This window comes from Streptomyces melanogenes, assembly GCF_014649795.1.
Taxonomy (GTDB): domain Bacteria; phylum Actinomycetota; class Actinomycetes; order Streptomycetales; family Streptomycetaceae; genus Streptomyces; species Streptomyces noboritoensis.
This window is the reverse complement of sequence record NZ_BMTS01000002.1, coordinates 130,958-143,219: the sequence shown is the minus strand read 5'-3', so window position 1 is coordinate 143,219 and position 12,262 is coordinate 130,958. Positions and strand designations below refer to the sequence as shown.

The window sequence follows — 12,262 nt, the reverse complement described above, 5'->3', positions numbered from 1 at the left end:
GGGCGAGGGTGGTTTCCCGGGGGCTACGCCCCCAGCCCCCGGGCGGGGCTTCGCCCCGGACCCCGTCGCGGGGCCTGCGGCCCCTGCACCCCGCTTCTTTCGTCTGCGGACCGTGCTGGGTTGCTCGCGCAGTTCCCCGCGCCCCTGGGGGTAAGGGCGAGTGCGATGGCGAAGCCGAGCATTTCAGGGGCGCGGGGAACTGCGCGACCAGCCCGCCACCGACTCGCAGACGAATAACCAGCCGCCCGGCCAGGGATTTGGGGAAGGGGCGGGGTGGGGGCTACTCCCCCCGGGAAGCCGGGCGTTGCGTCAGGTTCGCGAACGCGTCCAAGTTCCGCGTCGACTCCCCCCGCGACACCCTCCACTCGTACTCCCGCCGAATCGCCGACGCGAACCCCAGCTCAAGCAGCGTGTTGAAGGATCCGTCCGCCTCCTCCAGGACCGTTCCCAGGAGGCGGTCCAGCTCCTCCGGGGTGACCGCGGAGAGCGGGAGCTTGCCCGCGAGGTAGACGTCCCCGAGGTTGTCGACCGCGTAACCCACGCCGTAGAGGCGGAGGTTGCGCTCAAGGAGCCAGCGGTGGACACCCGCCGCGTTCTCGTCGGGATGGCGCACCACGAACGCGTTCACCGACAAAGAATGCCGACCCACCCGCAGCGAGCACGTCGTGGACAGCTTCCGCGTGCCCGGCAGCTTCACCACGTACGAGCCCGGCCCGGGGGACTCCCACTCCAGCTCGGCGTCCTTGAGGTACGCGTCGATCACAGCCAGTGCATCAGCCATGGTGCGAGCGTACGCGACGGCGGTGTTCGTGCATCGCGGCGGTGTAGACGTCCGCCGTGGCCGACGCGGCCGTCCCCCAGCCGAAGGACTCGGCGTGCCGGGCGGCCGCCGCGCCCATCCGGTCCGCCAGCGTCGGGTCGTCCAGGAAGCGGCGCAGGGCGCGCGCGTAGTCGCCGGGGTCATGGCCCTCGACCAGGAAGCCGGTCTCGCCGGAGCGGACCGCGACCGGAAGGCCGCCCACGGCCGCCGCCACCACCGGCGTCCCCGCCGCCTGCGCCTCGATCGCCACCAGGCCGAAGGACTCGCTGTACGAGGGCATGACCAGCACCGACGCCGCCCGGAACCAGTCCGCCAGCCGGTCCTGGCCCACCGGCGGGTGGAACCGGACCACGTCCGAGATGCCGAGCCGGGCCGCCAGCTTGTGCAGCCCCTCCGGCTTCGCCAGACCGCTGCCCGACGGGCCGCCGATCACCGGCACCACCAGCCGCGAGCGCAGCGACGGGGTCTCGGTGAGCAGCACCGCCACCGCCCGCAGCAGGATGTCGGGCGCCTTCAGCGGCTGGATGCGGCCCGCGAAGAGCGGGATCACGGCGTCCTGCGGCAGGCCGAGCCGGGCCCGGGCCGCCGCCCGGCCGTCCGCCGGGCGGAAGCGGTCCAGGTTCACACCGGGGTGGACGACCGCGACCTTGCCGGGGTCGGCCTCGTAGAAGCGGACGAGCTCGTCGGCCTCCTCGGCGGTGTTGGCGATCAGCCGGTCCGCCGCGTCGACGATCTGCGTCTCGCCGATCACCCGGGCCGCGGGCTCGGGCGTGTCGCCGTCGGCGAGCGCGGCGTTCTTGACCTTGGCCATGGTGTGCATGGCGTGCACCAGCGGTACGCCCCAGCGCTGGGCGGCCAGCCAGCCGACGTGGCCGGAGAGCCAGTAGTGGGAGTGGACCAGGTCGTAGTGGCCGGGCCGGTGGCCCGCCCAGGCCTGCATCACGCCGTGGGTGAAGGCGCACAGCTGGGCCGGCAGCTCCTCCTTGGCCAGGCCCTCGTACGGCCCCGCGTCCACGTGCCGGACCAGCACCCCGGGCGCCATCTCGACCGTGGGGGCCAGGCCGCCCGTGGTCGCCCGGGTGAAGATCTCGACCTCGATGTTGATCGCGGCGAGCCGCTTGGCGAGCTCCACGATGTAGACGTTCATGCCGCCCGCGTCGCCCGTGCCCGGCTGGTGCAGCGGCGAGGTGTGGACGCTGAGCATGGCGATCCGCCGCGGTCTGCGATGGCCCCCGGGGAGCCTGAGCCGGGGCGGCCCCGCCAGGGTGCCGGTGAACCGGGACACGTACTGGCTCACGTCGACGTCCTCTCGACCAAGGGGCAGGGCGGGTGGCACTGGGCACAACTCATCGAGGGCTTGCACACGCCCCCAATGGGCGGTAACCACCGGAACCCTTCCTTCCATTCCACCTCCCCGCACTTTTGCCGAAATCTTGCCCGCCCACGCCTCTCATCAGGGGCGCCTACCCTCGTCGTATGGCTCCACCCAAGCGACCCGTCGGCACCGTCACGCGCGGCACCACCAATCCGAACCGGCTCCGCCGCATGGACCGCTGGATCGCCGAGGTCCACGGGCCCGCGCTGCGCCGCGCCGAGGCGCCGGTCGCGGTGGACCTGGGGTACGGGGCGGCCCCCTGGACGGCCGTCGAGCTGCTGCAGCGGCTGCGGACCGCCGCGCCCGCCGTGTCGGTGGTCGGGATCGAGATCGAGCCGGCCCGGGTCGCGGCCGCGAAGCCGTACGAGCGGGAGGGCCTCACCTTCCTGCACGGCGGCTTCGAGGTGCCGCTGCCGCATCCGCCGCTGCTGATCCGGGCGGCCAATGTGCTGCGGCAGTACGAGGAGGGCGAGGTCGCGGCGGTGTGGGCGCGGCTGTGCGGACGGCTCGCGGACGGCGGGCTGCTGGTCGAGGGCACCTGCGACGAGATCGGGCGGCGGCACGTGTGGGTGGCGCTGGACGCGTCGGGCCCGCGCACGGTGACCTTCGCGACCCGGCTGGGCTCCCTGGAGCGCCCGTCCGACCTGGCGGAGCGGCTGCCGAAGGCGCTGATCCACCGGAACGTGCCGGGCGAGCCGGTCCACGCGTTCCTGCGCGACTTCGACCGGGCGTGGGCGGCGGCGGCCCCGTACGCCTCGCTGGGCGCGCGGCAGCGGTGGATCCGGGCGGTCCGGGACCTGGCGGCGGACTGGCCGCTGCGGGACGGGCCGCGGCGGTGGCGGCAGGGGGAGGTCACGGTGGAGTGGGAGGCGCTGGCCCCTCGGGGGTGAACCCCGGCGTACCGGACCGGGGCCGATTGACCTCGCACGAGTGAATGCCGGGGGCGGGCGGCCTGGAGGGGAACGCACCGCGCCCGTCGTTCGTCCCATTCGCGGGGGGTGACCCGTGAGGTGCCCGTCCGCCCCTGTCGTTTTGGGGGACGGCATGGCACCATCACGACGTTGCCAGAATGTTACTGACGGTAAATCACATACCGTTCTGCCTGGTGTTGTCCGGTTGTTGGAGGGGGAGACTTAGTGCAGCCGCACCGCTTGGCCACCGCGATCACCGTGGTGTGCGCCTTGACCGTGCTCGCGATGCCGGCGACGGCGTTCGCCGCGCCGAATCCGCAGCCGGACCCGACCACGTCGTCCGCTCCCCCGGCTCCGCCGCTGTCGTCGAAGAGCCTCGACGACGTGCGCAAGGAGATAGACGAGCTCTACCGGCAGGCGGCGGTCGCGACCGAGGCGTACAACCAGGCCCAGGAGCAGACCAAGCTCCAGTCGGCCGAGATCGTGAAGATCGCCCAGGCGATCGTCAAGGGCGAGCAGCGGATCAAGCAGCTGAAGGACCAGGCGGGGGCGACGGCCCGGTTGCAGTACCGCACGGGCGGGCTGCCGCTCGGCGCCCAGATGATGCTCAGCGGCAACCCGGACAGCTTCCTGGACGGCGCCGACCGGCTGCGCCAGGGCCAGCAGGCCGGGCAGGGAATGCTGGCCGAACTGAACCGTACGCAACAGGACTTGGCGCAGTACTCGAAGGACGCCTCCGCCCAGTGGAAGAAGCTGGAGGCGAACCGGGTCAAGAAGGAGACCGCCAAGAAGGAGATCACCGGAAAGATCGCGGCCGCCGAGAAGCTGGAGTCCCAGCTGGAGGCGAAGGAGCGCGAGCGGCTGGCGGAGCTGGAGCGCCAGCAGCAGTACAAGGCGCAGACGGACTGGCTCAGTTCGGGGATATTGAAGGAGATCAACGGCAGGGCGAGCGAGCAGGGCCGCAAGGCGGTGGCGTTCGCCACCGACCAGATCGGCAAGCCGTACGTGTGGGGAGCGGAGGGACCGAAGTCGTACGACTGCTCGGGCCTCACGTCCCAGGCGTGGCTCGCGGCGGGCCGGGGCATTCCGCGCACCTCGCAGGAGCAGTGGGCACAACTGCCGCATGTCGCCATCAAGGACATGCGACCGGGCGATCTCATCATCTACTTCTCGGACGCGACGCACGTCGGGATGTACGTGGGGGACGGCGCGATCGTGCACGCTCCCCGGCCGGGGCGGAACGTGACGGTCGCGGGCGCGGGCACGATGCCGATCCTGGGGGTCGTGCGCCCGGACAAGTAGCCGGACGCGCCAGCGGATGCGGGATCGGATGCGGGATCGGATGCAAAAGGGGTGGTCCGGCGGCCGGACCAGGCGTCGGGCGCCCCGACAAGTGCGGCATGTGGCATATGCCATGCGCCATTTGCCGAACAGTCACCGAACGCCATTCCGCTGCCCGGCCCACTGACGCTAGGGTCCCGGACTGGCGGCAACGCAGCCCGGCGTTCCGCGGCGCCCTCGAAAGGAGGGAGACCGGAACGATGCCCGCACCGCAGATGTGGTCCCCTCGGACGCCCCCACCGGGGCCGGGCGAACCGGCCCCGGGCACTTCGGGTACCCCGGGTCCCTTGGCCCCGTCCCCCGGCCTGCCGGGGACGCGTGTGCCGGGCGGGCTCGTGGGAGCGGGCAGTCCCGACGCCCTCGCGGGTGCGGGCGGCGCGGTCGTACCGACGGCGCCGGGTGCGCCCGGTGCGGACGGCACAGGCCTGGAAGTGGGCTCCCACAGCACCGCACCGCACACCGCCGCCGCCCTCAACCTGCTGGTCATCGAGGACGACCCCGTCGGCCCCTTCACCGTCTCCGAGCTGCTGCACACCGCCGGGACCCGGGTGCGGATCCGTACCGCGCGCAATCTCACCGAGGCCGAGCGGCTGCTCACCGACGACGTGAACTGCATCCTGCTCGACCTCGCGCTGCCCGGCCGCGACCCCGACGACGAGCTCGCCGCGCTGCGGGCCCTGCTGCGGCTCGCGCCCCGGCACGCCGTCCTCGCCCTCACCGCCTCCACCCACGCCGAACGCGCCGCCGAGGCCGTCCGCGTCGGCGCGCAGGACTACCTCTTCCGCGACGAGCTGGACGGCAGACTGCTGAGCCGGGCCATCCGGTACGCGGTGGAGCGCAAGCGTGCCGACACCGCGCAGTACAAGCTCGCGGAGTCACGGCTGCGCGCCCAGGAGAACGCCCGGCTGGAGCGCGGACTGCTTCCGACGCCGCTGCTCGACGGCTCCGACCTGCGGTTCGCCGCCCGCTACCGGCCGGGCCGGTCCCGCGCCCTGCTCGGCGGCGACTTCTACGACACGGTCCGCACCCCCGACGGCACCGTCCACGCCATGATCGGCGACGTCTGCGGCCATGGCCCCGACGAAGCCGCCCTCGGGGTGGAACTGCGCATCGCCTGGCGGGCGTTGACACTGGCCGGGCTGTGTGGCGACGCGCTGCTCACGACCCTTCAGCAGGTCCTGGAGCACGAGCGCGACGACGACGAGATCTTCGCCACGCTCTGCACGGTCGACATCGCCCCGGACGGCCGCCGCGCCGAGCTGAGCCTGGCGGGCCACCCGGCCCCGCTGATCGCCCGCGCGGGCGGCCCCGCGAGCCTGCTCGCGTACGAGAGCGGGGGCCCGGCGCTCGGGCTGCTGCCCCAGACCCGCTGGCCGCGCCGCCGGGTCGAACTGGGCGACGCGTGGAGCCTGTTGATGTACACGGACGGCCTGATCGAGGGCCGTACCGGCGTCGGCAACCAGCGGCTGGGCCAGGAGGGCATGACCGAGATGGTCAACCGGCTGCTGACGACGGGCCTGGGCGGCGAGGCGCTCCTGGAGGCGGCGGTCACCGAGGCCCGCGAGCTCAACGGCGGTGAACTCACCGACGACGTCGCGGTGTTGCTGCTGGAACGGACCGGCCGGGCGACCGCCCCGTAACGCAAGGGAACGTAAGGCCTGAAGGCCTAGCGTCCGCCGTTGTACGGCCCGTACGGACCGTCGCTGCTCGATCCGCCGCGGCGGCCGCCGCGTCCGCGCCCGCCGCTGATCTGCCGGACCGCCGGGCGGACGTCCACGATGTAGACGATCACCGCCACCGCGCCGATCACCGGCAGGAACGAGAGCAGCGGGAACAGCACGCTGACCAGCAGCGCGATGGCCAGGATGATCAGCCAGAACGGCTTGGTCTGCTTGTCCACCGCACGGAACGCGTCCTCACGGCGGAAGGCCGCGTCCACGAGCGCGAACAGGCTCAATGCGGTCAGGGCTGTACTCAGCAACCACATGAACCCCGAGAATCCCTGCATCAGCACGGTCGTCCACCACCTTTCCCGGAATCGCTCCTACGCGGCCAAGGTACCCGTCCAACGAGGCGGACACCGAAAAGGTGCCCGCCGCCGCGACGGACCCCGCTCACTCCGCGGGCTTGGCCGCGGTCTTCTTCGCCGTGCTCCTGCGCGCGGCCGTCTTCTTGGCGGGCGCGGGCGCGGGCTCGGCCTCGGCGGAGTCGGACCCGTCAGACGAGTCAGCGGCGGGGGCCTCGGCCCCGGAGTCCTTCGGCTCGATGGCCTCGGCGACCTCCAAGATCTCCTCGGCGGCCTCGCCGCGCCACTCCTTGACGACCTCCTGGCCACGCTCGGCCACCTTGTCGTACCCCTCACGGGCCTTGACCAGGGACTCCGCGGCGAAGCCGACCGCCTGGAGGGCGAGGTGCTGGACGGAGTCGCCCAGCTTCTTCACATCGCCGTCGAGCGCGCCGACTACCTCGGTCACCTTGGCGGTGACGGCGGCCTGGGCCTCCTTGGCCTGGGCGACGACCTTGTCCTGGACGACCTTGGGGTCGGTCTTGCGCACGGCCTCGATCCGCGCCGGGACCTCGGTCTGGAGCCGCTCGACGATGACCGGGATCTTCTCCGGGACCTTCGCGGCCTGCTTGGCGCCGAGGTCGAGCGCGCCGGCGACGAAGAACAGGGGCTTGGGGTCGGTCAGGGCATTACGCAGCTCATCGGTGACGGCCATGCTGGTTTCCTCCCGGATCAGTGATCAGTGCCTGGATCAGCTCTGGGGAGCCGATGGGTCATCGCCCGTGCCGCCCTCGGTGCCCTCGCCCGGGGCCGAAGCAGGTGCGTCCGCGTCGAGCCCGTTCTCCTTGCGGAAGGACTCGTAGATCTGGATCAGCACCTGCTTCTGCCGCTCGTCGAGCGAGGGGTCGGCGAGGATGACGCTCCGTGTCTCCGCCGCTTCCGGCGCCCGTTCGTCGAGGATCCCGGCCTGCACGTACAGCGTCTCGGCGGAGATCCGCAGCGCCTTGGCGAGCTGCTGCAGGATGTCCGCGCTCGGCTTGCGCAGCCCGCGCTCGATCTGGCTCAGATACGGATTGGACACGCCGGCGGCGTCCGCGAGCTGCCGCAACGAGAGCTGGGCGTTACGCCGCTGCTCGCGCAGGAACCCGCCGAGATTGCCGACGTTGAGCGATGCCATACCCCGATACTGCCCCTTCCCTGCTAACTATTGCAAGCAGGTGCTTGCAAGAGTGTGCGACGCCACGGTGGGGCGCCCCCTCAGGCCAGGGACGCCTCGACGTCCAGCGTGATCTTGATGGCGTCGCCGAGCATCGCACCCGTCGCGCCGCCCGTCACCCCGAAGGCCTTGCGGCTGATCTGGGTGGTGGCGGTGAAGCCCGCGACCGGGCGGTCCTGGTAGCCCTTGCCGAAGCCGATCAGCTCCAGTTCGAGGGTGACGGGGCGGGTGACGCCGTGGACGGTCAGTTCGCCGTCGGCGAGGAAGCCGTCGCCGTCGCCCGGGCGGAGCCCCGTCGAGCGGAAGGTCATCTCGGGGAACTCCGCCGCGTGCAGGAACTCCTCGGACCGTATGTGGTTGTCGCGCTGTTCGTGCGCCGTGGACACGGACGCGACCTGGATCGTCGCGGTCACCGACGACTCCAGCGGGTTCTCGGCGAGCACGATCTCGCCGGTGAACTCGTCGAACCGGCCGCGTACGTTGGCGACGCCCAAGTGGCGTACGGCGAAGGCGATTTCGGTGTGGACCGGGTCGATGGTCCAGGTGCCCGGGGTGTAGCCGGGCAGCGTGGCGGCGGTGGCGGTCGGCTCAGGAGAAGTGGTCATGACGGGTGAGGCCCCCAGAAGGCGTGAGCGGACGAGTTTCGGGTGTGCCGAGCCTTGCTTGAGCGCTCCACAACATAGTGAGTCGACGCCCCGAGCGCACCCAACCGCCTTGCTCCATGGGCATGTTGAACACCCTTGCATCGCGGCCCTCACCGCAGCGCCTCCGGCAGCGCCCTGCTGTGCAGGACCTCGAGGCGGGACACCGCCCGCGTCAGCACCACGTACAGCCGGTGCAGCCCCCGCTCCTCCGCCTCCGCGATCGCCGCCGGTTCCACGGCCACCACGTGGTCGTACTCCAAGCCCTTGGCCACCGTCGCGGGCAGAACCGTCACCCGGGCCGCCGCCGTCAGGTCGTCCGCCTCCGCCGTCGCCACGCCCGCCGCCGCGAGGGCCGCGCGCAGCTCCGGTACGTCCGCGTCGCACGCGATCACGCCCACCGAGCCCTCCCGCGCCAGCGCCGCCCGTACGGAGTCGACCAGCGCGGCCCGTACGTCCTCGACCCGCCGCAGCGCCAGCTCGCCGTCCCGGCGCAGCGAGCGGGACGGCGGTACGGTCACGTCGAGCGCCCCGAGCAGCCCGTTCGCCAGGGCCACGATCGCCGCCGGGACCCGGAAGCCGGTCGTCAGCGGGACCACCGGGGCGTCCGGCTTGCCGAGGTGGGCCAGGTGCTCCGGCCAGTCGCGGGCCGCCCACGGGGTGGTGCCCTGCGCCAGGTCGCCGAGCACGGTCAGCGAGCCGAAGCCGGAGCGGCGGGCGACGGCCCGGCACTGCATCGGGGAGAGGTCCTGCGCCTCGTCGACGACGATGTGGCCGTATCCCTGCGGGCGTTCGATCAGCCCCGCGAGCTCGTCGAGCAGGACCTGGTCGGCGGCGGACCACTTGGCCGACTTGTACGAGCGCGGCGCCCGGCTCCACAGCAGCCGCTTCTGCTCGTCCGCGCCGAGCACGCCGTCGGCGGCCGCCGCCAGCACGTCCGGGTCGGTGAAGAGCTCCGCCAGGACCTCCTCGGGCGTGACCTTCGGCCAGGCCGCGTCCACGAAGGCGGAGACCGGGCGGGCCCGCGAGATCCGCTGCAGCCAGGTGTTGTTCATCGGCCCGGCCCGGCGCTCGGCCTCCAGCTGGATGACGCGGACGGCCCGGCTGCGGACCCGCTCGCGGCCCACCGCGTACGGGGGCGCTTCGGCCCGTACCTCCTCGACGATCCTCGCCAGCTCGCCGCCGGTCACCCGCCAGCGGTACGAGCCGTCGGGCACCTCGACCGCTTCGTAGCTCCCGGCCGTGCCCACCCGCGCGTACAGCGCCCGGTGCAGCACCCGCGCGGTGCGGGCGTCGTGCTTGACGACGGCCGCGGCCTCGTCGTCGACCGCCCGGACGGGCCCGCGCGCGACCTCGTCGTCGACCGTCGACTGCCGGATGTCGATCTCGCCGAGGGCGGGCAGGACCTGGGCGATGTAGTGGAGGAAGGTCCGGTTGGGGCCGAGGACAAGGAGGCCGCCGCGCTGGATGCGCTGCGGGTAGGTGTAGAGCAGATACGCGGCCCGGTGCAGCCCGACGGCCGTCTTGCCGGTGCCCGGGGCGCCCTGGACGCAGAGGGACCGGCCGAGCTCGGAGCGTACGAGGTCGTCCTGTTCGGGCTGGATGGTGGCGGCGATGTCGCGCATGGGGCCGACGCGGGGGCGCTCGATCTCGGCGGCGAGGATGCCGCCGACCTGTGGTTCCCGCTGTGCGGCCGGGGCGCCCAGCCGCTCGTCCTCCATGCTCGTGAGGTCCTCGGGGGCGCCGAGGCTGCCCGGGGCCCAGCCGAACCGGCGGCGCACGGCGACGCCCAGCGGGTCGCGGGCCCCGGCCTGGTAGAACGTCCGCGAGACGGGCGCCCGCCAGTCGACGACCAGCGGCGGCGCCGAGGGGTGCTCGCTGATGCGGCGGCGGCCGATGTAGTAGCGCTGCCCGGCGTGGTCGCCGGACGCCCCGCCGTCCTCGAAGTCGAGCCGCCCGAAGAACAGCGGACTGTCCGGCTCCTGCCGCAACTCCTTGGCCCAGCTGCGCAGTTGGTACCCGAGCACCTCGGCGTCCGCGCCGGAGGCGAACGCGTTCTCGCCGATGACGACCCGGACGTCCGCGCCTTCGACCATGCCGGCCAGGGCCGCGCGGCAGGCTTCGTGGTAGGTCCGTTCCTGACTGAGTTCGCGGTCGAGTGGCGTCATGGATCCAGCGTAACGCAACTCGGTTAAATTTTTTACTCAGTAATGAAATGCGGGATGGTGCCTGCTACGCGTACTTCCCCAAGCCGTCCCTGAGCTGCGCGAAAGCCTCCTCAGCAGCCACGACGGCACTCTCGTGGACCTCCTCGGCGCTCTCCCCGGCCTGGATCCGCCGCCAGTTCTCCTCCGCGAGGATCCGCTGTACGGCGACGATCTGGCCGGCGGCGAGGCGCGCGCCGATGTCCGTGCCCAGGGCCTGCGCGAGCGCGCCCTCGGCCCGGCCCTGGTACGAGAAGAGCCGCGCGACGAGGCTGGGGGTCCCGTAGAGCAGCCCGTGGTACGCGCGGACCCGCGGGTCGTCGTTCAGGCCGGTCACCGGGTCGCGGCCGTCGAGCCCGGCGAGGAAGTGGCGGCGCAGGGCGGGCAGCGGGGCGAGCCCCTCCGTACGCCCCTGCGCGACCACCCGGGCGGCCTCGTCCTCGTGGTCGGAGAACCGGTGCAGGGCCAGGTCCTCCTTGGCCGGGAAGTAGCGAAAGAGGGTCGGCTTGGAGATCCCGGCGGCGGCCGCGACCTCCGCGACCGGCACATTGTCGAAGCCCTTCTCCAGGAAGAGGGCGATGGCCACGTCCGAGACGGCCTGGTACGTCTGCTGCTTCTTCTGCTCCCGCAAGCCCATGGGGCGAGCGTACGGGGAGGGCGCGGGAGGGGGCGGGGCGGCGGGCGCTTGACCTCAACCCCACTTGAGGAAAAAGACTCCGATCACAGACTTCGACTGAACGACGGGGATGGGTGATCGGTTATGCGTGTGGCACAGGTGAAGGAGTTCGGCGGCCCGGAGGTACTGGTTCCGGCGGAGCTGCCGGACCCGGTGGCGGGGCCGGACGAGGTGGTGATCGCGGTCGACCACATCGACACGCTGTTCGTGCAGACGCAGATACGGGCGGGGGCGTTCGGGGAGTACTTCGACGTCGAGCCGCCGTACGTGCCCGGCGGCGGGGTCTCCGGCACGGTCGTCTCGACCGGCGCGGAGGTCGACCCGGCCCAGTGGTCGGGCCGCCGGGTGATCGCCGCGGTCGAGCCCGGCAGCTACGCCTCGCTGGCCGCCGTCCCCGTCGACCACCTGGTCCCGGTCCCCGACGGCCTGGGCCTGCGCGAGGCGGCCGCCCTGATCCACGACAGCGTGACGGCCCTGGCCCTGCTGGACCTCACGGCCCTGAAGGCGGGCGAGACGGTGCTGATCACGGGGGCGTCGGGGGGAATGGGCACGCTGCTGGTCCAGCTGGCGCGGTCGCGGGGGGCGCGGGTGGTAGGGGTGGCCCGGGGGCGGGAGAAGCTTGCCCTCGCCCTGGAGTTGGGCGCCCACGAGGTGGTGGACGCGGCACTCCCGGACTGGCCCCGGCGCGCGGCGGAGGCGCTGGGCGGGGGTGCGGATGTGGTCCTGGACGGGGTGGGCGGCGCGGTGGGCGCGGCGGCGTTCCCCCTGACGGCCCCGGGCGGCCGCTTCTCGGCCCACGGCGCGCCGACGGGCGACTTCGCGGCGGTACCTCCGGAGGAGGCCGCCCGCCGCTCGATCACGTTCCTGGGCATCGCGGATGTCCAGATCCCGCCTGCGCGGCGGGTGGCCCTGGCGGCCCGGGCCCTGGAGGAGGCGGCTGCGGGGCGCCTGCGGACGGTGGTGGGGGCGGTGTATCCGCTGGAGCGGGCGGGGGAGGCGCATGCGGTGATTGAGGGGCGGGGGGTGGTGGGGAAGGTGCTGCTGAGTGTGTAGGGACGGTGCGGGGAGGGGGC

General features: G+C 72.7%; 12 protein-coding genes. 4 read left to right on the top strand and 8 right to left on the bottom strand.

The features are described from left to right. Positions 1-280 precede the first annotated feature (280 nt). Positions 281-781 carry a type III secretion system chaperone family protein gene (locus IE252_RS04570; protein ID WP_190087981.1) on the bottom strand — a complete coding sequence of 167 codons (501 nt, stop codon included), beginning with the start codon at positions 779-781 and terminating at the stop codon, positions 281-283. Continuing rightward, positions 774-2,117 carry a D-inositol-3-phosphate glycosyltransferase gene (gene mshA, locus IE252_RS04565; protein ID WP_190087980.1) on the bottom strand — a complete coding sequence of 448 codons (1,344 nt, stop codon included), beginning with the start codon at positions 2,115-2,117 and terminating at the stop codon, positions 774-776. The genes IE252_RS04570 and mshA overlap by 8 nt, the downstream gene beginning before the upstream one ends. A gap of 179 nt (positions 2,118-2,296) precedes the next feature. Here mshA and IE252_RS04560 point away from each other — a divergent pair, with 179 nt between their 5' ends. From IE252_RS04560 to IE252_RS04550, 3 genes are all read left to right on the top strand, one after another. Then, complete coding sequence (locus IE252_RS04560) at positions 2,297-3,085, top strand: class I SAM-dependent methyltransferase (protein WP_190087979.1); 789 nt, start codon at positions 2,297-2,299, stop codon at positions 3,083-3,085. 306 nt (positions 3,086-3,391) lie between these two features. Beyond that, positions 3,392-4,408, top strand: a complete 1,017-nt coding sequence (locus tag IE252_RS04555) for a C40 family peptidase (protein WP_190088397.1) — start codon at positions 3,392-3,394, stop codon at positions 4,406-4,408. Positions 4,409-4,662: 254 nt separating this feature from the next. Then, on the top strand, positions 4,663-6,087 hold the full coding sequence (locus IE252_RS04550; RefSeq protein ID WP_444545948.1) for a PP2C family protein-serine/threonine phosphatase: 1,425 nt from the start codon (positions 4,663-4,665) through the stop codon (positions 6,085-6,087). Between the two features lie 26 nt (positions 6,088-6,113). On the opposite strand, the gene IE252_RS04545 is transcribed toward IE252_RS04550, so the two are convergent. The 6 genes from IE252_RS04545 to IE252_RS04520 all read right to left on the bottom strand — a co-directional run bounded on the left by IE252_RS04545 (position 6,114) and on the right by IE252_RS04520 (position 11,150). Beyond that, positions 6,114-6,461 carry a DUF2516 family protein gene (locus tag IE252_RS04545; RefSeq protein ID WP_229848001.1) on the bottom strand — a complete coding sequence of 116 codons (348 nt, stop codon included), beginning with the start codon at positions 6,459-6,461 and terminating at the stop codon, positions 6,114-6,116. Positions 6,462-6,561: 100 nt separating this feature from the next. Beyond that, positions 6,562-7,167: a hypothetical protein gene (locus IE252_RS04540; RefSeq protein ID WP_190087978.1), complete on the bottom strand. Its 606-nt coding sequence runs from the start codon at positions 7,165-7,167 to the stop codon at positions 6,562-6,564. 36 nt (positions 7,168-7,203) lie between these two features. Beyond that, positions 7,204-7,629 (bottom strand): helix-turn-helix domain-containing protein, encoded by a 426-nt coding sequence (locus tag IE252_RS04535; RefSeq protein ID WP_190087977.1) that lies wholly within the window; start codon positions 7,627-7,629, stop codon positions 7,204-7,206. Positions 7,630-7,709: 80 nt separating this feature from the next. After that, on the bottom strand, positions 7,710-8,273 hold the full coding sequence (locus IE252_RS04530) for a YceI family protein (RefSeq protein ID WP_190087976.1): 564 nt from the start codon (positions 8,271-8,273) through the stop codon (positions 7,710-7,712). A 149-nt stretch (positions 8,274-8,422) separates the two neighbouring features. Then, positions 8,423-10,477, bottom strand: coding sequence for a HelD family protein (locus tag IE252_RS04525; RefSeq protein WP_190087975.1), 2,055 nt, complete (start codon positions 10,475-10,477; stop codon positions 8,423-8,425). 64 nt (positions 10,478-10,541) lie between these two features. After that, positions 10,542-11,150, bottom strand: a complete 609-nt coding sequence (locus IE252_RS04520) for a TetR family transcriptional regulator (RefSeq protein WP_190087974.1) — start codon at positions 11,148-11,150, stop codon at positions 10,542-10,544. A gap of 123 nt (positions 11,151-11,273) precedes the next feature. Between IE252_RS04520 and IE252_RS04515 the strand changes: the two genes are divergently transcribed. Beyond that, positions 11,274-12,242 carry a zinc-binding dehydrogenase gene (locus IE252_RS04515; RefSeq protein WP_190087973.1) on the top strand — a complete coding sequence of 323 codons (969 nt, stop codon included), beginning with the start codon at positions 11,274-11,276 and terminating at the stop codon, positions 12,240-12,242. Positions 12,243-12,262: the final 20 nt, after the last annotated feature.